Annotated in this window: 29 protein-coding genes and 1 riboswitch; of the genes, 21 read left to right on the forward strand and 8 right to left on the reverse strand. The window is 72.3% G+C overall.

From position 1 onward, the window contains the following. Window positions 1-3 precede the first annotated feature (3 nt). The 4 genes from selA (at window position 4) to E0H26_RS00630 (ending at window position 3,609) form a co-directional block, all read left to right on the forward strand. A complete protein-coding gene (selA, locus tag E0H26_RS00615; protein ID WP_131299446.1) occupies window positions 4-1,308 on the forward strand; it encodes an L-seryl-tRNA(Sec) selenium transferase in 1,305 nt (434 codons plus the stop codon). Between the two features lie 2 nt (window positions 1,309-1,310). Continuing rightward, the gene (selB, locus tag E0H26_RS00620) at window positions 1,311-3,089 is read left to right on the forward strand and encodes a selenocysteine-specific translation elongation factor (protein WP_131299449.1); all 1,779 of its coding nucleotides are present in this window, start codon (window positions 1,311-1,313) and stop codon (window positions 3,087-3,089) included. 63 nt (window positions 3,090-3,152) lie between these two features. After that, the gene (locus E0H26_RS00625; RefSeq protein ID WP_131299452.1) at window positions 3,153-3,350 is read left to right on the forward strand and encodes a hypothetical protein; all 198 of its coding nucleotides are present in this window, start codon (window positions 3,153-3,155) and stop codon (window positions 3,348-3,350) included. Between the two features lie 73 nt (window positions 3,351-3,423). Next, window positions 3,424-3,609 carry a hypothetical protein gene (locus tag E0H26_RS00630; RefSeq protein WP_131299455.1) on the forward strand — a complete coding sequence of 62 codons (186 nt, stop codon included), beginning with the start codon at window positions 3,424-3,426 and terminating at the stop codon, window positions 3,607-3,609. Between the two features lie 92 nt (window positions 3,610-3,701). Here the strand turns inward: E0H26_RS00630 and E0H26_RS00635 are convergent, their stop codons facing one another. Next, window positions 3,702-4,349: a hypothetical protein gene (locus E0H26_RS00635; RefSeq protein WP_131299459.1), complete on the reverse strand. Its 648-nt coding sequence runs from the start codon at window positions 4,347-4,349 to the stop codon at window positions 3,702-3,704. Between the two features lie 164 nt (window positions 4,350-4,513). On the opposite strand from E0H26_RS00635, the gene E0H26_RS00640 reads away from it, so the two are divergent. Then, window positions 4,514-4,717, forward strand: coding sequence for a hypothetical protein (locus E0H26_RS00640; RefSeq protein WP_131299462.1), 204 nt, complete (start codon window positions 4,514-4,516; stop codon window positions 4,715-4,717). Here the strand turns inward: E0H26_RS00640 and E0H26_RS00645 are convergent. The 3 genes from E0H26_RS00645 to E0H26_RS00655 form a co-directional block, all read right to left on the reverse strand. Further along, entirely contained in the window at window positions 4,714-5,190 is a 477-nt protein-coding gene (locus tag E0H26_RS00645; protein WP_131299465.1) for a hypothetical protein, read from the reverse strand. The genes E0H26_RS00640 and E0H26_RS00645 overlap by 4 nt on opposite strands. Then, entirely contained in the window at window positions 5,187-5,399 is a 213-nt protein-coding gene (locus E0H26_RS00650) for a phosphatidylethanolamine-binding protein (RefSeq protein ID WP_131299468.1), read from the reverse strand. Before E0H26_RS00650 ends, E0H26_RS00645 begins: the two co-directional genes overlap by 4 nt. A gap of 79 nt (window positions 5,400-5,478) precedes the next feature. After that, a complete protein-coding gene (locus E0H26_RS00655) occupies window positions 5,479-6,357 on the reverse strand; it encodes a universal stress protein (protein ID WP_131300453.1) in 879 nt (292 codons plus the stop codon). Between the two features lie 137 nt (window positions 6,358-6,494). Between E0H26_RS00655 and E0H26_RS00660 the strand changes: the two genes are divergently transcribed. From E0H26_RS00660 to gcvP, 14 genes are all read left to right on the forward strand, one after another. Continuing rightward, a complete protein-coding gene (locus E0H26_RS00660) occupies window positions 6,495-7,241 on the forward strand; it encodes an SAM-dependent methyltransferase (protein WP_131299471.1) in 747 nt (248 codons plus the stop codon). Window positions 7,242-7,303: 62 nt separating this feature from the next. Continuing rightward, complete coding sequence (locus tag E0H26_RS00665; RefSeq protein WP_131299474.1) at window positions 7,304-8,482, forward strand: PP2C family protein-serine/threonine phosphatase; 1,179 nt, start codon at window positions 7,304-7,306, stop codon at window positions 8,480-8,482. Window positions 8,483-8,538: 56 nt separating this feature from the next. After that, complete coding sequence (locus E0H26_RS00670; protein WP_131299477.1) at window positions 8,539-8,988, forward strand: MarR family winged helix-turn-helix transcriptional regulator; 450 nt, start codon at window positions 8,539-8,541, stop codon at window positions 8,986-8,988. Between the two features lie 280 nt (window positions 8,989-9,268). Continuing rightward, entirely contained in the window at window positions 9,269-9,895 is a 627-nt protein-coding gene (gene clsA, locus E0H26_RS00675; protein ID WP_131299480.1) for a cardiolipin synthase ClsA, read from the forward strand. Further along, a complete protein-coding gene (locus tag E0H26_RS00680) occupies window positions 9,892-10,821 on the forward strand; it encodes a DUF881 domain-containing protein (protein WP_131299483.1) in 930 nt (309 codons plus the stop codon). Before clsA ends, E0H26_RS00680 begins: the two co-directional genes overlap by 4 nt. Next, window positions 10,818-11,150 (forward strand): small basic family protein, encoded by a 333-nt coding sequence (locus E0H26_RS00685; RefSeq protein WP_013733919.1) that lies wholly within the window; start codon window positions 10,818-10,820, stop codon window positions 11,148-11,150. The genes E0H26_RS00680 and E0H26_RS00685 overlap by 4 nt, the downstream gene beginning before the upstream one ends. A gap of 9 nt (window positions 11,151-11,159) precedes the next feature. Next, window positions 11,160-12,110: a DUF881 domain-containing protein gene (locus E0H26_RS00690; protein ID WP_131299486.1), complete on the forward strand. Its 951-nt coding sequence runs from the start codon at window positions 11,160-11,162 to the stop codon at window positions 12,108-12,110. Window positions 12,111-12,166: 56 nt separating this feature from the next. Continuing rightward, complete coding sequence (gene gcvH, locus E0H26_RS00695) at window positions 12,167-12,547, forward strand: glycine cleavage system protein GcvH (protein ID WP_131299489.1); 381 nt, start codon at window positions 12,167-12,169, stop codon at window positions 12,545-12,547. A 217-nt stretch (window positions 12,548-12,764) separates the two neighbouring features. Further along, window positions 12,765-13,217 (forward strand): oxoglutarate dehydrogenase inhibitor Odhl, encoded by a 453-nt coding sequence (gene odhI / locus E0H26_RS00700; protein ID WP_013733916.1) that lies wholly within the window; start codon window positions 12,765-12,767, stop codon window positions 13,215-13,217. Between the two features lie 50 nt (window positions 13,218-13,267). After that, window positions 13,268-13,969 carry a transcriptional regulator FtsR gene (gene ftsR, locus E0H26_RS00705; protein WP_206024783.1) on the forward strand — a complete coding sequence of 234 codons (702 nt, stop codon included), beginning with the start codon at window positions 13,268-13,270 and terminating at the stop codon, window positions 13,967-13,969. 175 nt (window positions 13,970-14,144) lie between these two features. After that, entirely contained in the window at window positions 14,145-14,609 is a 465-nt protein-coding gene (locus E0H26_RS00710; protein WP_131299495.1) for a bifunctional nuclease family protein, read from the forward strand. Window positions 14,610-14,813: 204 nt separating this feature from the next. After that, entirely contained in the window at window positions 14,814-15,410 is a 597-nt protein-coding gene (locus E0H26_RS00715) for a MerR family transcriptional regulator (protein WP_206024785.1), read from the forward strand. A gap of 112 nt (window positions 15,411-15,522) precedes the next feature. Then, window positions 15,523-16,365, forward strand: coding sequence for an NAD-dependent protein deacetylase (locus tag E0H26_RS00720; protein ID WP_420812768.1), 843 nt, complete (start codon window positions 15,523-15,525; stop codon window positions 16,363-16,365). Window positions 16,366-16,439: 74 nt separating this feature from the next. Further along, window positions 16,440-16,539: riboswitch (glycine riboswitch) on the forward strand. Between the two features lie 78 nt (window positions 16,540-16,617). Next, window positions 16,618-19,440, forward strand: a complete 2,823-nt coding sequence (gcvP, locus tag E0H26_RS00725; protein ID WP_131299498.1) for an aminomethyl-transferring glycine dehydrogenase — start codon at window positions 16,618-16,620, stop codon at window positions 19,438-19,440. A gap of 128 nt (window positions 19,441-19,568) precedes the next feature. On the opposite strand, the gene E0H26_RS00730 is transcribed toward gcvP, so the two are convergent. Beyond that, window positions 19,569-19,769 (reverse strand): DUF5999 family protein, encoded by a 201-nt coding sequence (locus E0H26_RS00730; protein WP_131299502.1) that lies wholly within the window; start codon window positions 19,767-19,769, stop codon window positions 19,569-19,571. A gap of 96 nt (window positions 19,770-19,865) precedes the next feature. On the opposite strand from E0H26_RS00730, the gene E0H26_RS00735 reads away from it, so the two are divergent. Together E0H26_RS00735 and def are read left to right on the forward strand one after the other, a co-directional pair. Beyond that, window positions 19,866-21,074, forward strand: coding sequence for a chorismate-binding protein (locus tag E0H26_RS00735; protein ID WP_206024826.1), 1,209 nt, complete (start codon window positions 19,866-19,868; stop codon window positions 21,072-21,074). Window positions 21,075-21,123: 49 nt separating this feature from the next. Then, window positions 21,124-21,630, forward strand: a complete 507-nt coding sequence (gene def / locus E0H26_RS00740) for a peptide deformylase (RefSeq protein ID WP_131299508.1) — start codon at window positions 21,124-21,126, stop codon at window positions 21,628-21,630. On the opposite strand, the gene E0H26_RS00745 is transcribed toward def, so the two are convergent. The 3 genes from E0H26_RS00745 to E0H26_RS00755 form a co-directional block, all read right to left on the reverse strand. After that, window positions 21,583-22,182, reverse strand: coding sequence for a GNAT family N-acetyltransferase (locus E0H26_RS00745; protein ID WP_131299511.1), 600 nt, complete (start codon window positions 22,180-22,182; stop codon window positions 21,583-21,585). The two genes, def and E0H26_RS00745, sit on opposite strands and share 48 nt — an antisense overlap. 72 nt (window positions 22,183-22,254) lie before the next feature. Continuing rightward, the gene (locus E0H26_RS00750) at window positions 22,255-22,728 is read right to left on the reverse strand and encodes a hypothetical protein (RefSeq protein WP_240741947.1); all 474 of its coding nucleotides are present in this window, start codon (window positions 22,726-22,728) and stop codon (window positions 22,255-22,257) included. Between the two features lie 33 nt (window positions 22,729-22,761). Continuing rightward, window positions 22,762-23,541 (reverse strand): TSUP family transporter, encoded by a 780-nt coding sequence (locus tag E0H26_RS00755; RefSeq protein WP_276320371.1) that lies wholly within the window; start codon window positions 23,539-23,541, stop codon window positions 22,762-22,764. Between the last annotated feature and the right edge of the window lie 27 nt (window positions 23,542-23,568).

A 23,568-nucleotide genomic window follows, 5' to 3' on the forward strand; every position in this document is an offset into this window, starting at 1 on the left:
CCGATGGGCGACGGTCGCGCCGACCCGAGGCGTCGGGTGCCACGCACCGACGCGCTGCTGGCCGAGCCACGGCTGGCCACGGCCGCCGTCAGCCTGGGCCGGGACCGCGTCAAGGCCGCCGTCCGGCAGGCCCAGGACCGGGCCCGGCGCGGCGAGATCGACCCCGAGCAGGTACGTGACGCCGCGCTGGCCGCGTTGCCGGCGGCCACGCCACGGGCCGTGCTCAACGCCACCGGGGTGCTGCTGCACACCAACCTCGGCCGTGCCGCGCTCTCCGACGCCGCGGTGACCGCGATGGTCGCCGCCGCCGGCCACACCGACGTCGAACTGGACCTGCACACCGGTCGACGGGCCCGCCGTGGCCGTGACGCGCTGGACGCCCTCGCCGCCGCCGTGCCGTCGGCCGGGGCGGTGCACGTGGTGAACAACGGTGCCGCCGCCCTGGTGCTCGCCGCCACCGCCCTGGCCGCCGACGCGGAGATCGTGGTCAGCCGGGGTGAACTGGTGGAGATCGGCGACGGGTTCCGGCTGCCCGACCTGCTCACCAGCACCGGGGCCCGACTGCGCGAGGTGGGCACCACCAACCGGAGCACGCTGGCCGACTACGCCGCCGCGGTCGGCCCGCGCACCGGGTTCGTGCTCAAGGTGCACCCGTCCAACTTCCGGATCACCGGCTTCACCTCGGCCGTGCCGGTGCGGCGGCTGGCCGACCTCGGGGTGCCGGTGGTGGTGGACATCGGCTCCGGGCTGCTCGCGCCGGACCCGCTGCTGCCCGACGAGCCGGACGCGGCGAGCACCCTGCGCGCCGGCGCGGCGCTGGTCACCGCCAGCGGCGACAAGCTGCTCGGCGGTCCCCAGGCCGGGTTGCTGCTCGGCCGTGCCGAGTTGGTCGAGCGGCTGCGCCGGCACCCGCTGGCCCGGGCGTTGCGGGTGGACAAACTGACCCTGGCCGCGCTGGCGGCCACACTCGGTGATCCGGTCACGCCCACCCGGTCGGCGCTGCACGCCGATCCGGCGGCGCTGCGCGACCGGACCGAGCGGCTGCGTGACGCCGTCGCCGCCGACGGTCACAAGATCGAGGTGGTGCCGTCGGTGGCGGTCGTGGGTGGCGGTGGCGCCCCCGGGGTGGAGCTCGAATCGTGGGCGTTGAGCCTGCCCGAGCGGTACGCCGCAGCGCTGCGCACCGGCGAACCGCCGGTGCTCGGCCGGGTCGCGCACGGCCGCCTGCTGCTGGACCTGCGCTGCGTGCCCCCGCACGCCGACGCCGCCGTACGCGCCGCCGTGCTGGCCGTGCCCGGGGACGACTGAGCATGCTGGTGGTGGCCACCGCCGGGCACGTCGACCACGGCAAGTCCACGCTGGTGCGGGAGCTGACCGGGATGGAGCCCGACCGGTGGGCGGAGGAACGTCGCCGCGGGATGACCATCGACCTCGGGTTCGCCTGGACGGCGCTGCCCTCCGGTGCCACCGTCGCGTTCGTCGACGTGCCCGGGCATGAGCGGTTCGTGCCGAACATGCTCGCCGGCGTCGGTCCGGTGCCCGCCGCGATGCTGGTGGTCGCCGCCGACGAGGGGTGGATGCCGCAGTCCAGCGAGCACCTGGCCGCGCTGGACGCGCTCGGGGTCGCGTACGGGCTGCTGGTGGTGACCCGCGCGGACCTCGCCGACCCGGGACCCGCCCTGGAGCGGGCCCGAACGGAGCTGGCGGCGACCTCGCTGCGCGGCGTGGACGCGGTGGTGGTCAGCGCGGCCACCGGTGCCGGCCTGCCCGAGTTGCGGGCCGCGTTGGACCGGCTCGCGGCGCGGCTGCCCGCCCCGTCGGCCGACGCACCGGTCCGGCTGTGGGTGGACCGCAGCTTCACCGTGCGCGGCAGCGGCACCGTGGTGACCGGCACCCTCGGCGCCGGCCGGCTGCGGGTCGGCGCCGAACTGGAGTTGGCCGGCAGCGGCGAACCGGTGCGGGTGCGGGGCCTGCACCGTCTCGGCGCGCCCTGCCGCCAGGTCGACCCGGTCGCCCGGGTCGCGGTCAACCTGCGTGGGTTGGCCCGCGACCGGATCGCCCGCGGCGACGCGCTGCTCACCCCGGGCCGGTTCGCCCGCACCGACCTGGTCGACGTGCGGCTGGCCGGTGACCCGGCGGCCGACCTGCCGGCGACGTTGACACTGCATGTCGGTTCGGCGGCGGTGCCGGTGCGGGTACGCCCGCTGGGCGCGGACACCGTCCGGCTGCGGCTGGCCCGGTCGCTGCCGTTGCTGGTCGGTGACCGGGCCCTGCTGCGCGATCCGGGCCGTCGCCACGTGGCCGGCGGGGTCACCGTGCTGGACGTCGCCCCGCCGCCGTTGCGTCGGCGGGGTGCGGCGGCGGCGCGGGCGGCGGTGCTGGCCACCGTGGACGGCCGGCCGGACCTCTCCGGCGAGCTGCGCCGTCGAGGTCTGGCCCGCGCCGCCGACCTGCGCCGAGCCGGGGTGCCGGTGACCGTCGAGCCGGTGGCGGGGGACTGGCTGGCCGACCCGGAGCACTGGCGGCGGCTGGGCCGGCAGCTCACCGACGCGGTCGCCGACTACGCCCGAACGTATCCGCTGGAGCCGGGCGTCCCGGTGGAGGTGTTGCGGCAGCGTCTCGACCTGCCGGACCGGGCGTTGGTGGCGGCGCTGGTGCGGGCGCCGCTGCGGTTGGCGGCGGGTCGGGTCGGCTGCTACGAAGTGGATCCGCTGCCCGAGCCGGTGGCCCGCGCGCTGGCCCTGCTGCGCGACGAGCTGGCGGCGAGGCCGTTCCGCGCCCCCGACGCCGACCGGCTCGCCGCCGTCGGGCTCGGGGTGCGGGAGATCGGCGCGGCGGTACGCGCCGGGGCGTTGCTGCGGCTGACCGGCAACGTGCTGCTGCCCCCGGCCGCGCCACAGCAGGCGGTACGGGTGCTGGCCACGTTGCCGCAACCGTTCACGCTCAGCGCGGCCCGGCAGGCCCTGGACACCACCCGCCGGGTGGCGGTGCCGCTGCTGGAGTTGCTCGATCGGCAGGGCAGTACCCGTCGGCTGCCGGACGACACCCGGATGGTGGTGGGTCCCCGCCGCGAGGCGTCCACCGCCTGATCCGACGGCCCGGCTCGGCGGCATCGCCGGTCGGGACGCTGTCCCAGCACTTACCGTGACGGCATGGACCCGAGTGCGGTCTGGCGGGACAAGCAGCACCGATGGCGGATCGAGGCGTACCGCGCACCGGACCTGCGGTTCGCCATCTTCGCCACCAACGGCCCCACCGAGTCGGCGCCGTTGTGGTTGTTCGGCATGTCGGCGCTGGCCCGCTGGTTGATGAGCCACAAGATCTCGCTCGACGACCTGGAGTCCGACTGACCGCTTCGCCCGGTCGGGGGACATCCCGCCGGACGCCCGGAATGGCCGATTCGTCCGGTGTACGGTGCGAGCTGTGAAGGACCGAGGCATCCGCAAGCTCGTCGCGGTGTTGGCCGGCCTCGCCGTGATCTACTTCGGCACCACCGGCCGCTCCCCGGAGGAGGGCGGTGGGCTCTCCGGCGGGCTGGTGGTGTTGGCGTTGCTCGCCGCGTTGCTGGTGTGGCATCTGACCAAGCCCGGTGGCGACGCGGCCAAGTGACCCGCCACGCTGCCCCGGCTGGAGGTCACCGGCGACGTGTCGCCCGGCCGCTCGGTGCGCAACCCACACCGCAGGCGCGTACCGCCGGCCGCTCAGCCGGTGCCGACGCTGCTCTTGATCTGCCCGGCCGATTCCTCGCCCAGTGCCACCCGTACCAGCGCCGAGGCCAGCCGCCCGAACTCGACCTCGTCGACCAGCCCGGCCAGTCGGTCCGGGGTGGCGGGCAGACCGAGCCGCTTCGCCCCGGCGACCGTGCGCCGGTCGGCGTACGGTCGCAGCTCCGGCCAGACCGTCTGCGCCTCGCGGAGGAAGATGTCCGCGCCGGTGGGGCCGATGCCGGGGAACTCGATCAGCAGCCGGCGCAGCTGTTCCTGGTCGCCGCCGGCCTGCCGACGCAGCCGCCGCAGGTCACCGTGCCAGCGATCCAGGCAGCGGCGGGCGCCGGTGCCGAGCATCGTCGCGGTCCGCTCGTCGTAGCGGCGGTAGTGGCCGCGGCCGAGCGCGTCGACCCGCTGCTGCCAGCTCGCCGCCTCCATCGCCGCTGGGGTGCGAAACCCGGCGGCGAACAGTTCCCGGGCGGCGGCTACCGCCACCTGTGCCCTGATCCGGGTACTGAGCAGCGTGACGAGCACGAGCAGTTGGTACAGCGGTGCCGGCCGGTCGGCCAGGGAGATGCCGGCCTCCTCGGCGTACGTGTGGCGGGTCAGCAGGGCCCGCGCGACATCCCGTTGGTCAGCCATCGGCGGCGCTTACCCGCTGCGCGGCCGAGTAGGCCCGGGTCGAGGTCCCCGGTGCGGAATGCCGCCGACGGCGGCGGGTAAGCCGCTGGTGGACGACGGCGGCGTCGAGCCGCTGGTGGACGTGGTCCACTGCCGCGTCCCGCCCCTCGCGAAGGGAGACGACCGTGACGAACCCGCAGCAGCAGGAGTTCCGTCGCAACGCCCTGGGCGGCACGAGCCAGGACAACAAGGGTCCCGGCCCGGCCGGTCATCCCGGTAGCCGTGGCAGGTCCCGGGCGGACACCGGGCGCCCCGTCCCCCGTGGACAGGTGTCGCCGTACGGGCCGACCGGGCAGCCGGTTGCCGAGGACGAGAGCGACCAGGGCTAGCGCCCGGTCGCGCCGGACGGCCGCAGCCTGTTCCAGGTGGCTGCGGCCGTCAGCCCGTACGCGATGTGCGGCACCAGGTCGGCGAGCCAGTCGACGCGCCGCCAGGTACGCGGATCGGTGACGCCGAGCAGGGTCAACGACCCGTCGGACAGGGTCATCGCCCCGCCACCGAGCAGCGCGGCGGCCCGCAGCACCGGCTGCCGCCGGCCCCGGGTCAACGCCGCGAAGCCGACGGCCGCCGCCACACCGAGGCCGTAGCCCATCAGTGCGCCGAGGCCGGAGCGACGGTTGCCGGCCCGTTCCCGTGGCCCCAGGTCCAGGTGTGTCACGTCGGCCACCCGTCCGGCGCTCTCCTCCGGGCTCTGGCTGGCCGGGCGGGCCCGTACCACCATGTCCAGATAGGTCGCGACGTTCAGGGCCGCGGTGCCCACCGCTCCGGCGATCAGCCCGTCGGCCAGCGCGGTGCCCTTCACTTCGGGTCGCCCGGTTCGCGGTTGCCCTTCGGGCCGTAGGTGCGTTCGCCCCGGACGATGCCGCGCTGCCCCCGGTCGCCCTGCAGGATCCGGTTGGCGGCCTCGTCGGCCCGTTCGTCCGACGCGCCCCGCCCCGAGTTGTCGATGGCGTTGCGGATGCGGGCACGTTGCTTGTCGTAGGCGTTGCTGCCCGGCCTGGGTCCTGGCATCACGGTCTCCTCTGGTGGTCGCCGGTGATGTACGCGCCCCGTCTACCCGCCTGGACCGGGGCCAACCCCGTCGATCCACTCAGTCTCGGCTGCGGACCACCGCGACCGGACAGTGGCTGTGGTGCAGCATGGACCGGCTCACCGACCCCAGCAGCAACCCGGTCAGTTCGCCGCGTCCCTGACCCCCGACCACCAGCAGTTGTGCGCTGCGGGATGCCTCGGTGAGGATCTTCGGGGCGCGTCCGCGTACCGACTCGCGGTGGATCGGCACGTCCGGGTACCGCTCGGCCAGCCCGGCGACGGACTCGGCGAGGGCCCGCTCCTCGTCGGCCTGGAGCGCGGACTCGTCGTACACCAGGGGTTGGATGTCGCCGGGGCGGGTGGGGACGGGGTGCCGGTACGCGTGGGCGGCGATCACCTCGGCGCCGCGCCGGGCGGCGGTCTGCACGGCGAACTCCACCGCCTGGCGGCACAGCTGCGAGCCGTCCACGCCGACCACGATCGGCCCGTCGGGGCGGGCGGTACCCCGGACCACCAGCACCGGGCACGGCGCGTGGGCGGCGACGGTGACCGCGACGGAGCCGACCACGAGCGCCGCGAAGCCACCCAGTCCGCGATCGCCGAGCACCACCAGCGCGGCGGTGGTGGCCGCGTCGAGCAGGACGCCCGTGGGCGCACCGTCGACGATCTCACCGGTCACCCGCAGCCCCGGGACGGTGGCCTGCGCCTCGTCGACCGCGGCGGCGACCAGCCCCTGCGCCTGGCCACGCAGCCCACCGCCGGGTGGACCGTCGGTGGCCGGTGTGATCGGGGAGTGCAGCAGCGGCCAGATGAAGGCGTGCACCACTCGTAACGGCCGGTGCCAGCGGGCCGCCTCCGCCGCGGCGAGTCGTACCGCGGCGAGCGCGGACTCGGAGCCGTCCACGCCGACCACCACCGCTGCATCGGCCGAGTCCACCGTCACCCCCGTCTGTGCCGGCACCGGGACCGGTCTTTTCGTCAGTATCCCGGCCGGTGCTGCTCAGCGGGGCGATACCGGCCACGGGCCCGGTGTCGGTACGCTGGCCTGGACCGCCTGGGGAGGGAGCGTCGTCGATGGTGGAACCCGACCAGCCGAGCACGGCACGGATGATCGACTTCTGGCTCGGCGGGGAGCACCACTACCCGGTCGACGTCGCCGCGGCTCGGGCCTTCGAGCAGGCGTACGGGCCCTGCGCGCCGGTCTTCCAGTCCCTGCGAGCCTTCCTCGGCCGGGCGGTACGCGCGATCGCCGCGACCGGTGTGGACAGTTTCCTGGTCTTCGGCGCGGGGGTGCCGACGATGGGCAACGTGCACGAGGTCGCCACCGACGCCACGGTCCTCTACACCGATGTGGACCCGGTCACCATCCGCCTCGGTCAGCGTCTACTGGCCGGCAGCGACCGGGCCGGGTACGGCTTCGGCGACGCCACCGACCTCGGCACGGTGGATCCGGCGTTGCTGCACCGCTTCGTGCCGGGCTGGGGTCGGCGACCGGTGGGTGTGGTGTTCCTCGGCCTGGCCGCCTTCCTGGACGACGACACGCTCGCCCGCACGCTCGACGAGCTGTACGCGGCGACGGCGGTGGGCAGCCAGCTGGCGATCGACTTCGATACCGAGGAGTTGGCCGACAACCCGCAGGCGCTGGCCATGATGGGTCCGGCCTTCCGGATGCGGTCGCCGGCGGCGTTCGCGCCGTTGCTGGGGCGGTGGACGCCCACATCGGAGGGGATCGTGGCGGTGCCGCAGTGGCGGCCGGACGGGCCGCCGGAGCAGGTGCCGGACGCCTTCCACGGCGTGGTGGCGGTGCGGTCGGCCGGGTGACCGGGCGCCGGGCCGCCTCCGTATGATGCTTGCCCCAAGGCAAGTATTTTCGGAGGATGGTCATGGCGGATGCGCTCACGGGGGTTTCCCGCGCCCTGCGCGAGGCGCCGCCCGACCGTGTGGTCGAGGCCGCCGACCGGGCCATCCGGTCCGTGCTGGGTGCGTCGGGCACCGCTGTCTTCGTCGCCGACTACCGGATCAACGGTCTGTGGCCGGTGGTCGACTCGCGACAGCCGGAGGTCGCGGATCAGGCCGGGCAGAGCATGGTCCAGCGCTGCTTCAGCAGTCAGCAGCCCGTGCGCGACGGCGACGCGGGCGGCCGGTGTCGGCTCTACCTGCCGCTGACGGTCTGGGGTGAACGCCTGGGCGTGCTGATGGTCGAGTTGCCCCAGGAGCCGTCGGAGGAGGTCGCCGCTCGGGCGGTGGACGTCGCCGGTGAGGTGGCCATGGCGCTGCGCGCCGCCGACCAGGAGACCGACCGGTACCGGCGGGCCCGCCGCCGGGAACGGCTGAGCATGGCGGCCGAGTTGCAGTGGGAACTGCTGCCGGGGCGCAGCCTCAGCCATGACGCGTTCCACCTGGCCGGCCAGCTCGAACCGGCGTACACGGTGGGCGGTGACCACTTCGACTGGTCGCTGGACGACGACCGGCTCACCGTCACCGTGCTCAACGGCGACAGCATCGGGCTGGCCGCGGCGCTGCTGACCGCGGTGACGGTGAACGCGATGCGCAACGCCCGCCGCTCCGGCGGCGGACTCGTGGAACAGGCCGAACTCGCCTCCGACACGGTCTACTACCAGCATCGCGGTCATCGGCACGTGGCCACGGTGCTGCTCGAACTGGACTGTGTCACCGGTCGGGTGCGGGCGGTGGACGCGGGCTCTCCACATCTGATGCGGCTACGTGGTGGTTCGGTGACCCGGGTGGCGCTGGACCAGCAACTGCCGCTGGGCATGTTCGCCGAGACCCGCTACGACCTGCAGGAATTCGACCTGGATCCGGGGGACCGGCTGTTCGTCGTCTCCGACGGGGTGTGGGGCGCCGACCCGAGCGGCCGGGAGACGTACGGCCAGCGGGCGATGGCCCGGTCGATGCGGGCCACACGGTTGCAGCCGCCGACCGAGGCGGTTGGTACGGTGATGCGCGAGTTGCAGGCCTTCCACGCCGACGCCGACCTGCGTGACGACGCGGTCGTGGTGTGCCTGGACTGGCACGGTTCCGGCGACCGGGAGGGCGGTTGACGGACGCGGCCGAAGCCACAGGGCAGGACCAGCGGGACATTCGCAGGGGACATCGGGTGGAACGACCGGATCTCGCCGCGGCGGTCGACGGGGCCGCCGAGGCACTGGTGGCCGTCCTCGACTCGGCCGTGTCCCCGCATCGACTCTCCGTCTCGCCGACCCAGTTGCGGGTGCTGTCGTTGCTGTGCAGCCGACCGGCGACCAATGTCAACGGTCTGGCCGAGTTGTTGGACGTGGTGCCCTCCTCGGCGAGTCGGCTCTGTGACCGGCTGGAGGCGATCGGCCTGCTGCGCCGGGTGGCCGACCCCCGGGATCGTCGGGAGGTTCGGCTGGTCCCGACCACGGCGGCGCAGGCGCTGCTGGGGGAGGTGCGCTCGCGTCGGCACGAGGCGGTGCGGGCCGTGCTCGACCGGATGCCGGCCCGGATGCAGCAGGAACTGCTGCGTGCCCTGGTGGCGTTCGGGCAGGCGGCGGAGGCGGCGGACACCTCCGCGCGTACCGCCTGACCGCCGTCATGACTATTCATCCTAGGACGCTGTACACGTGGTGACCACCGTCACAACAACAGCCACGCACCGGGCGCGGTGCCGCTGGGCCAGGGGAGCGTCATGGCAGCCCGATATAGTGGCAGCGCATCCAGCCGGTCCGCGATCATCGACGGCGCGGACGGCAGGGCCAGGGGAGATTCCGGATCGGGATCGCCGGCGTGAGCCGGCAGGGACAACACGCACGACCGCAGGCGGACCGAGGGCCCGCGGTGGTCGAGCGTGTCGCGGAGGAGGTTCGGTGTCGCGTCGGCCCGCTGGAGCGGAGCAACCCCAGGCCGCCGACGCCGGCGAAGAGCAGCGGGTGCTGACCCTGCCGAACCTGATCAGTTTCGCGCGGTTGGCCGGTGTCCCGCTCTTCCTCTACCTGTTCCTTGTCGCCCGCGCGGACGTGGCGGCCATCGTGGTGCTGGCCATCGGTGGCACCAGCGACTGGGTCGACGGTTGGATCGCCCGGCGGCTGCGCCAGGTCAGCCGCCTCGGTGAGCTGCTCGATCCGCTCGCCGACCGGCTGTACATCCTCGCCATCCTGGTCGCCTTCACCGCCCGGGAAGTGGTGCCCTGGCAGTTCACGGCCGCCCTGCTGGCGCGGGAGCTGTTGCTGCTCGGTTCGCTGGTGGTGCTCCGCCGGTACGGATACGGCCCGCCGCCGGTGCACTACGTCGGCAAGACCGCCACGTTCCTCCTGCTCGCGGCCTTCCCGACGCTGCTGCTGGCGGCCACCGTGTCGGGCGCCGCCGCGGTCGCCGGCCCGGTGGGCTGGGCCCTGGCGTGGTGGGGGCTGGTGCTCTACTGGGTGGCCGGGCTGTTCTACGTGGTCCAGGCGCGTCAGTTGGTGCGGGCGGTACGCGGTCGAGGAGGGGCATGAGCGAGCGCGTGGGTGACGACGGCGAGGGCCGGCGCGGCGTACGGGCGTTCACCCCTGACTTCCTCACCGAGCTGTTCCGCAATCCGCTGGACCCCGGGTACGCCGATGCGGCGGCGCAGCGGGCGAAGAGTGGGCGGCCGGCGCGGCCGGGCTGGTCGGTGGGGCCGGTCAGCCTGGTGCTCGTCGTGCTGCTCGGTTTCCTGTGCGCGGTGGCGTACCGGCAGACGACGGCTGAGGAGCCGGGTCGCGCGCAGGCCCGTTCCGGGTTGGTGGCGCAGATCAAGCAGCGGCAGACCGACACGGACGCGTTGTCGGTGCGGGCGGACGAGTTGCGCGAGGAGGTGAACCGGCAGCGGGAGGCGGCGCTGGGCGGTTCGCAGGCGGCGCGGCTGCGTGACCTGGAGGCGAGCACCGGTCTTGGGCGGGTGCGTGGCGATGGTGTGGTGGTGCGGCTGGCGGACGGGCCGGGCGGGCAGGATTCGCTCAGTGGGGCCAACGTCGGGCCGTCGCAGGTGCTCTACAGCGACCTGCAGGGGGTGGCCAACGATCTGTGGGGTGCGGGGGCGGAGGCGATCGCGATCAACGGGCAGCGGTTGACGGCGACCTCGACGATTCGTAACGCGGGTCAGGCGATTCTGGTGGATTTCCGGCCGGTGACCGGGCCGTACGAGGTGTCGGCGATCGGTCCGGATTCGATGCGCAAGCGGTACGAGTCCAGCCGTAGCGCGTTGACGATGCGCAAGGTGGCGCAGGACACCGGGTTGTCGTTCGGTGTGCGGGACGTCGATGACCTCACCCTGCCGGCGGCTCCGGAGCCGCGGCTACGCTACGCGGAGCCTGCGGTGAGTCCGAGCGCGTCGCCGTCGGGTGATGACGAGTCGTCCGGCTCGGGTACGTCCCCCAGTCCCTCCGGAGGTGGTCGATGATCGCGGTGCTGGCTCTGCTGGCCGGTGTGGTTCTCGGTCTGTGGTTGGATCCCACGGTGCCGGCGGCGTTGCAGCCGTACCTGCCGATCGCGGTGGTGGCCGCGTTGGACGCGGTGTTCGGTGGCGTTCGGGCGAAGTTGGACCGGATCTTCGATGACAAGCAGTTCGTGGTGTCGTTCATCTCGAACGTGCTGGTGGCCGCGTTGATCGTCTATCTGGGTGACCAGTTGGGTGTGGGTGGGCAGTTGTCCACGGGTGTGGTGGTCGTGTTGGGTGTGCGGATTTTCGGTAACGTGGCGGCGATCCGCCGGCACCTGTTCCGGGCGTAGGTTTGTGGCGTGAGTGACGAGCACACCGAGACTGGTACGGGGTGGCCGCAGCCGGCGGGGCCGGCCCGGCCGGAGGGTCCGGCGGGTGAGCCGGATCCGCGGCCGCAGGCGCCGGATCCGGATGAGTTGAGTCCGTTGTCGCCGCAGGGGCAGCCGGCCGAGGGTGATCCGGCGCCGGTCGAGGAGGCGGACGAGCCGTCGGCGGCGTCGGCTGGTACGGCGTCGGCCACCGCGACGGCGGTGGCGGTTGCGGCGGCGGGTTGGCGGCGGTTCGGTTCGGCGACGGTGATGATCGGCGTGCTGCTGGTGCTGCTGGGTTTCACGCTCGCGGTGCAGCTGAAGACCACGTCGACGGATTCGTCGTTGGCGGCGGCTCGGCAGGAGGACCTGGTCCGGATCCTGTACGACCTGGAGGCGCGGGACATCCGGCTGCGGCAGGACATCACGGCGTTGGAGGACAGTCAGCGGCAGTTGCGTTCGGGTGAGCAGGGGCGCCAGGCGGCGTTGGAGGAGGCGACCCGGCGGGCGGACGAGTTGGGGATCCTGGCGGGTACGTTGCCGGCGCGGGGTCCGGGTCTGGCGGTGCGGTTCCAGGCGGGTACGAAGCCGATTTCGGCGATCCGGGTGTTGGACGCGGTGCAGGAGTTGCGGGGTGCCGGCGCGGAGGCGATGCAGATTTCCGGTGGTGACCGGGCGTCGGTGCGGATCGTCGCGTCGACGTACTTCCTGGATGGGGAGAGCGGTTCGTTGATCGTGGACGGGCGCCGGTTGACGGGGCCGTTCACGATCACGGTGATCGGGGATCCGGCGACGATGCGCACGGGGCTGAACATTCCTGGTGGGGTGGTGGCGTCGGTGGCGCAGGACGGCGGTAACGTGATCGTTGAGGATCGTGAGGTTGCCGAGGTTTCGGCGCTGCACGTGCCGAGGACGCTGGAACACGCCCGGCCGGTCGGTTAGGTCGGTGGGGGCCGGCACCGGTCGGGCCGGTGTCGCGATGGATGAGGACGCTGCTGGTGATTCCTGAGGATCTGCGTTACACCGCTGAGCACGAGTGGGTGTCGGTCGCTGACGGCGGGGCTGTGCGGGTCGGCATCACCCATTTCGCGCAGGATGCTCTTGGCGACATCGTGTACGTGCAGTTGCCGGAGTCCGGTGCGGCGGTCGCGGCCGGTGAGTCGTTGGGTGAGATCGAGTCGACCAAGAGCGTGTCGGAGTTGTACGCGCCGGTGGCCGGTACGGTGTCGGCGCGCAACGAGTTGTTGGCCGACACCCCGGAGGTGATCAACACGGATCCGTACGGGTCGGGTTGGTTGGTGGAGATCACTCCGGCGGATCCGGCGGCGGTTGACGGGCTGCTCAGTGCGGATGCGTATCGCGAGTTGACCGAGAGCTGAGCGTTTGCTGTGCCGGCGGGTCGGTTTCTGTGCCGCGCGTCCGGTTGCCCTGTTTTTCGGCGCTGGCTAGGCTCGCCCAGTCGACCGAGAACCCATTTGTTGAGCGTCGCGGACAGCCTTTCGGGGCACGGAGAGCCAGCCGCCGGGTGGATGTACGCCCGGCGGCCAGACCCGCCGTCTCCCGACGCCGACCGAAACAGATCCGTGAGGTGGTCCCATGACTCGCCCAGGCGACGAGTTCCCCCCGCTCGACGTCACGTCGACGCTCAATCTCGGTTCGCTCGAAGAAGCGTTGGAGGGGCCGGACACCGATGTGGTGCCGAGCCGGATGTCTGGTTCGTTGCCGCCGGGGATGGCGCTGCTGGTGGTCCGTCGGGGCCCGAACGCGGGTGCCCGGTTCCTGCTTGATCACGATGTGACGACCAGTGGGCGGCACCCGGACAGTGACATTTTCCTCGACGATGTGACGGTGTCGCGTCGGCACGCGGAGTTCCACCGTGATGGTGGGACGTTCACGGTGCGGGACGTGGGCAGCCTGAACGGCACGTACGTGAACCGGGAGCGGGTCGAGGCGGCGACGCTGACCAACGGTGACGAGGTGCAGATCGGCAAGTTCCGGGTGGTGTTCATCGCCGGTCCGCGCCCTGAGGGCGAGGCCGGCCGGGGGTGAACGAGCCTGCGGCCTCGACGCCGTCCGGGGCGGGTCGCCCTCAGCCGTTGATGAGTATCGGCGAGGTGTTGGCTCAGCTGCGGGTGGATTTTCCCGACGTGACCATTTCGAAGTTGCGGTTCCTTGAGGCTGAGGGCCTGGTGGAGCCGCAGCGGACGGCGGCGGGTTACCGGAAGTACGGCTGGGACGATGTGGCGCGGTTGCGGTTCGTGCTGACCGCGCAGCGGGATCAGTATCTGCCGTTGCGGGTGATTCGTGAGCAGTTGGCGGATTGGGACGCTTCGGGGGAGGCACCGGAGCGGTCCCGGCCGGCGTTGGTGGCGGTGGGGCCCGATGGTGAGGTGCCGGGGCGGGGTGCCGGCCAGTCGGCTGAGTCGGGTCAGGTGCGGCTCTCCCGGTCGGAGTTGGTGTCGCGCAGCGGGATCGACGAGTCGATGTTGGGGGAGTTGGAGCGGCTCGGGTTGGTGGTGTCGGATCCGCCGGGTTGGTACGACGGCGATGCGTTGATCATCGCGCGGGCGGTGGCGGGGCTGTCGGCGTACGGGTTCCAGCCGCGGCATCTGCGGGGTTATCGGACGGCGGCGGACCGGGAGGTCGGTTTGTTCGCGCAGTTGGTGGCGCCGTTGGTGCGGCAGAGTGATCCGGCGGCGCGGGCGCGGGCGGCGGAGACGGCGCGGGAGTTGGTGGCGCTGTCGCAGCAGTTGCATGCGGCGCTGGTGCGGGTGGGGTTGCGCTCGACGTTGGGGCGGTGAGGCGGCCGTGTGTGGCCGGATCGGCTGGTCGGTGCGTGGCGTAGGCTTGCGGGGGTAACCCCTCTTCTGGCGCGGTTGTTGGTGCGGGAAGCGCATGGGACGGCCGTGTCGCGGTCCGTGTACCGTGCAGGGAAGGGCGCGGTGCGGCGTAGGTGACAACGACACGGAGGCGGCGGTGCGCGAGCTGAGCGTGGTCGGGGTTCGGGTGGAGCTGCCTAGCAACCAGCCGATCGTCCTGCTCAGGGAGGTCGAGGGGGACCGCTATCTGCCGATCTGGATCGGCGCGGTCGAGGCGACGGCGATCGCTTACGAGCAGCAGGGTGTCAAGCCGGCGCGGCCGTTGACTCACGATCTTCTGCGGGATGTGTTGGCGGCGTTGAAGGCGCCGTTGCGGGCGGTGGAGATCACCGAGCTGAAGGAGAACGTGTTCTTCGCTGATCTGTTGATCGGTGACGGGGTGCGGGTTTCGGCGCGGCCCAGTGATTCGATCGCGTTGGCGTTGCGGGTTGGTGCGCCGATTCGTTGTGCCGAGGAGGTCCTCAGTGAGGCGGGGATCGTGATCCCCGACGAGCAGGAGGACGAGGTGGAGAAGTTCCGGGAGTTCCTGGAGCAGGTGCGTCCGGAGGATTTCGCCGGCTGAGCTGGTGGCCCGTGGTGCGGGCTGGTTCGTCGTCCCATACCGGTGTGTGACTCTCGGTGATGGTGATGCTCGTCGCTGTCGATGCGCGGCGTGTCGCGACGGTTTCTCCCGGGTAACCCTGGAGGGTCGCTATAGGGTTGCCCGTGTCGAGGGGTGCGCGTCCCGGATACGACGTGTCATCGCACTGACGGGGAGGTTGTCCGGATGCACGAGCCGCGAGATTCCGATCCGGTTACCGGGCTGGACGAGTCGGGTGGGATGCCCGGGTCGGCAACTGACGGTGACGGTGCGGTGGGGTACCGGGGTGTGACGGCGTGCCATGCGGTGGGGATCAGCTACCGCCAGTTGGACTACTGGGCGCGTACGGCGTTGGTGGTGCCGAGTGTGCGGGACGCGTCGGGGTCGGGTACGCAGCGGTTGTACTCGTTCCGGGACCTGGTGGTGTTGAAGGTCGTGAAGCGGCTGTTGGACGCCGGGGTGTCGTTGCAGAACATCCGTAAGGCGATCGAGGCGTTGCGGTCGCGTGGGGTGGAGGATCTGGCGGGTATCACGCTGATCTCTGACGGGACGACGGTGTACGAGTGTCGTTCTCCGGAGGAGGTGGTCGACCTGTTGCAGGGCGGCCAGGGGGTGTTCGGCATCGCGATCGGTGGTGCGTTCAAGGAGATCCTGGGGTCGTTGTCGCATCTTCCGGCGGAGCCGGCGGTCGGGGCGGCGGATCAGCCGGCGCAGGAGCCTGCGGCGGGGGATCTGGTGGGCGACGAGTTGGCGGCGCGGCGGGCCCGGCGACGCGCGGGTTGAGTTTCCTGCCGCCGCTGCGGTGGCCCGAGCACCTCGCGTGGCTGGTCGCTGGCGGTGCGGTTGGGGCAGCATTGGTCGGGTGCAGGATGTGATCGAGCCGGTCGCGCGTCTGATGGCCGGCGGTGGTGTGGTGGTGCTCAGCGGCGCCGGGTTGTCCACCGAGTCGGGGATTCCCGACTATCGGGGGGTTACTGGTGTTGCCCGCCGGCACACGCCGATGACGTATCAGACGTTCGTGGGGGACGCGCAGGCCCGCCGGAGGTACTGGGCCCGCAGTCATCTGGGGTGGCGGTTGATGGCGCGGGCGGTGCCGAACGACGGGCACCGGGCGGTGGCCCGTCTGCACGGTGGTGGCCTGGTGTCGGAGGTCATCACGCAGAACGTCGATGGTCTGCACACGGCGGCGGGTAGCCGGGACGTGGTGGAGTTGCATGGCCGTCTGGACGAGGTGGCCTGCCTGGGGTGTGGGCAGCGGACGAGTCGTCTGGATCTGGATGGGCGGTTGCGGCGGGCCAATCCGGGGTTCGCGGGGCGGGTGGCGGCGGTCAACCCGGATGGTGACGTGGAGCTGGACGACGCCGTGGTGGCGGGTTTCCGTACCGTCGACTGCCTGGCCTGTGGGGGGATGCTCAAGCCGGATGTGGTGTTCTTCGGTGAGACGGTGCCGGCGCAGCGGGTGCGGCGGTGTTTCGCGGCGGTGGAGCGGGCGCGGGTGCTGCTGGTGTTGGGGTCGTCGTTGACGGTGCTGTCGGGGCGGCGGTTCGTGCTGCGGGCGGCGCAGCGGGGGACACCGGTGGTGATCGTCAACCAGGGGCCGACGCGGGGTGACGGGTACGCCGAGGTGCGGGTGGACGCGCCGTTGGGTCGGGTGTTGCCGGCGTTGGCCGATCGGCTTCTCGGTGTTCAGCGGGCCGTGTCGGCCGGTGGGGTGCCGGTGGTTCCGGCGGCTGGCTGACGTCGGGCCGATGCGGGGGTGCCGGGGGTTCGCTGTGCGCCGGTGGGGACGCTGGTAGCGTTGATCGCGCCGGTAGCACCCACGTGGGAGAGACCGGCCTGGCGGGAGCCGGGTCGGCGCCGAAGGGGCAAATCCTCCCCGGAACCTCTCAGGCAAAAGGACCGCGTCGGGACAGGCACTGTGGAGCGCCCGTGGGTGTGACAGAGGGGGAGGGCCGACCTGTCGACCCCCACCCCCGCGGGAGCGCCACCCATGACCGCAGAGTTCTTCGCCGACCGTCACATCGGGCCGGGCCCGGACGACGAGCGCCGGATGTTGGAGACCGTCGGCTACGCGTCGATCGACGAGTTGATGGATGCGGCGATTCCGGAGGTGATCCGCTGGCATGGCCGGCTGGCGCTGCCGGAGCCGGCCAGTGAGCAGGACACCCTGGCGGAGTTGCGGGCCCTGGCGGCCGGTAACACGGTCGCCGTTTCGATGATCGGGTTGGGTTACCACGGTACGCACACCCCGGCGGTGATCCGCCGCAACGTGCTGGAGAACCCGGCCTGGTACACCGCGTACACGCCGTACCAGCCGGAGATCAGTCAGGGCCGGTTGGAGGCGTTGCTGAACTTCCAGACGATGGTGTCGGAGTTGACCGGGTTGGCGACGGCCAACGCGTCGATGCTGGACGAGGGTACGGCGGCGGCCGAGGCGATGACCTTGGCGCGGCGGGCGTCGAAGAGTGCCAGTGCGGTGTATGTGGTCGACGCGGACACGTTGCCGCAGACCATCGCGGTGCTCACCGGTCGGGCGGAGCCGCTCGGTATCGAGGTGCGGGTCGTCGACGTGGACCGGGACGAACTGCCGGCGGAGTTCTTCGGTCTGCATCTGCAGTATCCGGGGGCGTCCGGGGCGGTGCGTGACCATGCTCCGCTGGTCGGGGCCGCGCACGCCGTCGGGGCGTTGGTGACGGTCGCGGCGGATCTGCTGGCGTTGACGTTGCTGCGGCCGCCGGGGGAGGTCGGTGTCGACATCGCCGCGGGCACCACGCAACGTTTCGGGGTGCCGATGGGCTTCGGTGGGCCGCACGCCGGGTATCTGGCGGTCCGGTCGGGGCTGGAGCGGATGTTGCCGGGTCGGCTGGTCGGGGTGTCCCGGGACGTGTCGGGTGATCCGGCGTACCGGTTGGCGTTGCAGACCCGTGAGCAGCACATCCGTCGGGAGAAGGCGACCAGCAACATCTGCACCGCGCAGGTGCTGCTGGCGGTGATGGCCAGCATGTACGCCGTCTATCACGGCCCGGACGGGCTGCGGCGGATCGCCGCGCGTACGCATGCGATGGCGGCCCGGTTGGCGGCGGGGTTGCGGGCCGGTGGGGTGTCGGTGGCCGAGGTGACGTTCTTCGACACGGTGACCGCGACGGTGCCGGGTCGGGCGGCGCAGGTGGTCGCGGCGGCGGCACGGCAGGGGGTGAACCTGCGGCTGGTGGACGTCGACCGGGTGGGGATCTCCTGCGACGAGACCACCACCGACGCGCACCTGGCTGCGGTGTGGGCGGCGTTCGGGGTGCCGGCCGTCGACGGGGAGGTGCCCGAGGCGCTGCCGGCGGGGCTGGCGCGGACCTCGGATTTCCTGACCCATCCGGTGTTCCGTAGTCACCGCTCGGAGACGGCGATGCTGCGTTATCTGCGTCGCCTGGCCGATCTGGACTACGCCCTGGACCGGGGCATGATCCCGCTCGGTTCGTGCACGATGAAACTCAACGCCACCACCGAGATGGAGCCGGTCAGCTGGGCGGAGTTCGCCCACCTGCACCCGTTCGCGCCGGCTGAGCAGACCGCCGGCTACCGGGAGATGATCTCCCAGTTGGAGGGGTGGCTGGCGGAGGTGACCGGCTATGACGCGGTCAGTGTGCAGCCCAACGCCGGTTCGCAGGGGGAGTTGGCGGGTCTGTTGGCGATCCGTGCCTATCACCGTAGCCGGGGTGAGGCGCACCGGGACGTGTGTCTGATCCCGTCGTCGGCGCACGGCACCAACGCCGCGAGCGCGGTGATGGCGGGGATGCGGGTGGTGGTGGTCGGCTGTGACGCCGACGGCAACGTCGACCTGGTCGACCTCGACGCGAAGATCGACAAGCATCGGGACGCGCTGGCGGCGATCATGGTGACGTATCCGTCGACGCACGGGGTGTACGAGACGGGCATCGCGTCGCTGTGTGCGAAGGTGCACGAGGCCGGCGGTCAGGTGTACGTCGACGGGGCGAACCTGAACGCGTTGGTGGGGTTCGCCAAGCCGGGCCGGTTCGGGGCGGACGTGTCGCACCTGAACCTGCACAAGACGTTCTGCATTCCGCACGGTGGTGGTGGGCCGGGGGTGGGTCCGGTGGCGGTGCGTGCGCACCTGGCGCCGTTCCTGCCCGGTGACCCGGCGGGGGAGCCGGTGGACGGTCGGCCGGCGATCTCGGCGGCCCGGTACGGGTCGGCGGGGATCCTGCCGATCCCGTGGGCGTACCTGCGGATGATGGGGGCCGACGGGTTGGCCCGGGCGACCGGGGTGGCGGTGCTGGCGGCCAACTACGTGGCGGCGCGGCTGCGGGGGCATTTCCCGGTGCTGTACGCGGGCAACAAGGGCTTGGTGGCCCACGAGTGCATCCTGGATCTGCGGCCGTTGACGAAGGCGACCGGGGTGAGCGTCGACGATGTGGCCAAGCGGCTGATCGACTACGGGTTCCACGCGCCGACGATGTCGTTCCCGGTGGCGGGGACGTTGATGGTGGAGCCGACGGAGAGTGAGGATCTGGCCGAGCTGGACCGGTTCTGCGACGCGATGATCGCCATCCGGGCGGAGATCGACGCGGTTGCCGCGGGGCAGTGGCCGGCCGACGACAACCCGCTGGTGAACGCGCCGCACACCGCGGCGATGGTCTCCGGTGACCAGTGGCCGCATCCGTATCCGCGGTCGGTGGGTGGCTACCCGGCCGGGGTGGACCGGGTGGCGAAGTACTGGCCGCCGGTGCGGCGGGTCGACGGCGGGTACGGCGACCGGAACCTGGTGTGCTCGTGTCCGTCGCCGCAGGCGTACGCGGACTGAGTCACGGGGTGTGCGCCCGGGGCGGCACCAGCCGCCCCGGCGGTGCGCCGACCTGGGTGCGAACGGCGCCGGACCGGGGGACTAGCCTGGGGCGACGCGGGAAAAGGTCGTGACGGATCGTGATCGTTTCAGGCGGCGAGGGCGTGCCGGGCGGGTCCGCGGTGGGGTGCGATGCTGCTGCCGTCGGGCAGCAACTCGCCGGTGTCCTCGAAGACGATGACGCCGTTGCAGAGCAGGCTCCAGCCCTGCTCAGGAAAGCAGGCGATGGCCTTGGCGGCTTCCCGGTCGGTGGCTTCGGCGGAGGGGCAGGTGGGTTGGTGCTGGCACATCGGGTTCTCCGGACTGTGGGGGCACTGTGTCATGGTTCACATGACCAGTGACGCACAGTACCAAGCGGAAGCATGCGGCATCGAGCAGATGTCCGCGTGGTGCGCGGGAAATCCACTGAACGTATGAGTAACAACTACCCAGACGTCGTGGAAGCGCTCCCACGTATGGTGGTCGATCCACCGGCGGCACCCGCCGGCTGCCGCGGCCGACTCGTCGAACGCGCCCGCTGGGAATGGCGCCCCGCCGACGGCGGGGACCCCGCCGCACGCACCGAGGACTTCCTCGCCGCCCACGGCCTACCGCTGCACGACCTGACCCGCCCCGCACCCGCCCACCACCCCGACGGAGTCTGCGGCGCCGCCCTCTACGTCTCCGCCACCGCCGGCACCCTGCTCGTCGGCGGCGCCGTCGGCGCGCCCAGCCCCGCCGACCTGCCCGACATCGCGGTCGTCGTCTACGAACACACCGACACGCCGCCACCGCCCGCCGCACCGGCCGGCTGGTGGCGTGGACCGTGGACCGAGAGCTGGACCCCCCACCACCACGCCGCCGCCGTCGAGGCGGTCCGCCGGGGCATCGGCCGAGGCGAGGTGTACCAGGTCAACCTGGTCGGCCACGCCGCCGCCCCGTACGCCGGCGACCCGCTGCCCGCCCTGGCCCGCCTCGGCCGGCTACCCGGCGCCCGCTACGGCGGGGTACTCACCGGCCCCGGCTGGGCCATCGGCTGCGCCAGCCCGGAAACCCTCATCGAAGTCCACGACGGCACCCTGACCACCCGCCCGATCAAAGGCACCCGCCCCGCCACCGCCGCCGGCCGCACCGACCTGCTCACCTCCGCCAAGGAACGCGCCGAACACATCATGATCGTCGACCTGGAACGCAACGACCTGGCGCGCATCGCCCGCACCGGCAGCGTCCGCGTCGACGACCTGTTCGCCGTACGCCGCTGGTGCGACCTGTGGCAGGCCGAATCCACCGTCCGCGCCGAGGTCGCCGACGGCCTCGGCCTGGCCGACCTGCTCCGCGCCGTCTGCCCCGGAGGCTCCGTCACCGGCGCCCCGAAACTCGCCGCCCTGCACCACATCGCCGCCCTGGAACCCGTCGGCCGGGGCGCCAGCATGGGCGGCCTCGGCTGGGTCGGCCCCGGTCACCTGGACCTGGGACTGACCATCCGCACCGCCGCCGTCGACGGCGAATCCGTCCACGTCTGGGCCGGCGGCGGCATCACCTGGGACAGCGATCCCGACGCCGAAGTCGCCGAGGCGGCAGCCAAAACCGCACCCGTCCGCGCCGCCCTCGAATGACCACCACCAGACACCCGCCCCGCCGCCGCAACCGACTAGCCTTTCCACCATGACCATGCGGGACATCCGAATCATCGGCGACCCGGTGCTGCGCACCCCCAGCGAACCGATCACCAGCTTCGACGCCGACCTGCGCGCCCTGGTCACCGACCTGATGGACACCCTGCTCGGCAAACCCGGCCGTGCCGGCGTCGCCGCCCCCCAGATCGGCGTCAACGCCCAGGTCTTCGTCTACGAAGCCGACGGCCACCGCGGCCACATGATCAACCCCACCCTGGAGTTGTCCGACGAACTACAGGACGACGACGAGGGCTGCCTGTCCATCCCCGGCCTCTACTTCCCGACCCCCCGCGCCCTGCACGCCACCGCACACGGCTTCGACCAGCACGGCGAACCCCTCACCATCGCCGGCAGCGGCTTCCTCGCCCGCGCCCTGCAACACGAAACCGACCACCTCCTCGGCCGGCTGTACGTCGACACCCTGCGCGGCGAGGTCCGCCGCCGCGCCCTACGGGAGATCCGCGCCGGACGCTTCGACTCGCCCCGCCGCGCCTGAACGCGCCCACTGCTGCCGGGTGATCGCGTACTCCACCTCACCCTGCTCGGCGCCCGGCAGCGGATCCGACCACGACTGGTGGAAGGTACGCACCTGGCGCATCCCCACCGCCGCCATCGTCGCCCGCGACCCGACATTGACCGCCATCGTCTCGGCGAACACCCGCCGCAACCCGAGGTCGACGAAAGCGTGCCGGATCAACTCCCGGGCCCCCTCGCTGGCCAGCCCCCGCCGCCACCACCGGCGCACCAGCCGGTAACCCAACTCCGCCTGCCCCGCCACCGGCCCCTGATCGGGACGCCGCGGCGGCTCCAGCAGCCACCAGCCGACGAACTCACCGTCGAGCAGCCCCGCCCAGAACCCCAGACCCGGCACCTCACCGGCCACCGCCAACCGCCGCCGATGCGCCCCGCGCACCTCCTCGGCCGACCGCACCGGCCCCAGGAAACGCATCACCTCCGGATCCGCGTCCAACTCGACCTCACCCGGCAGATGCTCGTCAGCCAACGGCACCAACACCAGCCGGGCGGTACGCAGTCTCGCCTGAGTCATCCGCGCATCCTGTCACCGGCCCGACGCCGGCGACCACCGGAAATCCGCGGCCGGCTCACCCCACGGCAGCGGTCAACTCGAACTCCCCGTAGTCGGCCACCCGGCTGAAGCCCAGCCGCTCGTACAACCGCACCGCGGCAACTGCGCACGGCCCAGCAACTCCCCGGCCGGCTCCACCGCCGCCAACCGATCCGGCGCGGTCAACGCCATCTTCAGATGTGCCCCCGACGACGCCACCCGGAACGACCCGCGCAACGCCGCCTCCACACCGGGGGACAGATGCGCCTGCAACCGCGCCGGCAACACCGGCGCCAGCTCACCCACCAGCGCCGCCAACTCCCCGACGTCCGCCGGCCGCGCCAACGCCAACAACGTCGGCGGCAACGCGCCGTGGTACAGCAACGCCACCGCGTCCCCACGCCGAAACCACGACGTGTACGGCCAGAAGAACTCGTCCAGGTCACCCAACTGGTAGGCGTACAGCCACGGATCCCGACCCAACAGCCCCGCCAGCACCACCCGATCGTGTTCCGCACGCACCGGCATCCGCCGATGATCACACAGGAGTCGATGCCCCGGTCAGCCGGCCAGCCACTGGTCGTACCCCAGCTTCGCCACCAAGGCCAACACCACCACCAACAGCACCCCCCGCACGAACCCGGCGCCCCGACGCAACGCCATCCGCGCCCCCACCATCGCGCCGGCGATGTTGCACACCGCCATCGCCGCACCGAGCAGCCACCACACGTGCCCGGTCACCGCGAACACCGCCAACGCCCCCGCGTTCGTGCCCGCGTTCACCACCTTCGCCATCGCCGAACCGTGCAGGAAATCCGCCCCCACCAGCGCGGTGAACGCCACCACCAGAAACGTCCCCGTGCCCGGGCCGATCAACCCGTCATAGGTGGCGATACCCACCCCGGCCACCAGCACCGCCACCACCATCCGCACCCGGGTACGCCGCTGCGGCACCGCCAACACCCCCAGCTGGGGCCGCAACACCACGAACAGCGCCACCGACAGCAGCACCACCAACACCACCGGCCGGTACGCCGACGCCGGCACCGCCCCCGCCAACGCCGCACCCAGCCCCGCACAGACCACCGCCAAGGCACCCGCCGGCCCCGCCACCGCCCAGTCGATCTTCGTACGGCGGGCGAAGGTCACCGCCGCCGTCGACGTCCCCGCGATCGCCGCCAACTTGTTCGTCCCCAACGCGGTGGCCGGCGGCATCCCCGGCGCCGCCACCAGCAACGCCGGCAACAGCAGCAAGCCGCCACCGCCCACCACCGCATCCACCCAACCAGCCATCGCGGCAACGGCCAGCAGCGTCCCGACGGTCAACGGATCCAACTCCACGCGCCGCATTCTGCCCAGCCCAGCACG

The organism is Micromonospora zingiberis, assembly GCF_004331455.1.
Taxonomy (GTDB): domain Bacteria; phylum Actinomycetota; class Actinomycetes; order Mycobacteriales; family Micromonosporaceae; genus Micromonospora; species Micromonospora zingiberis.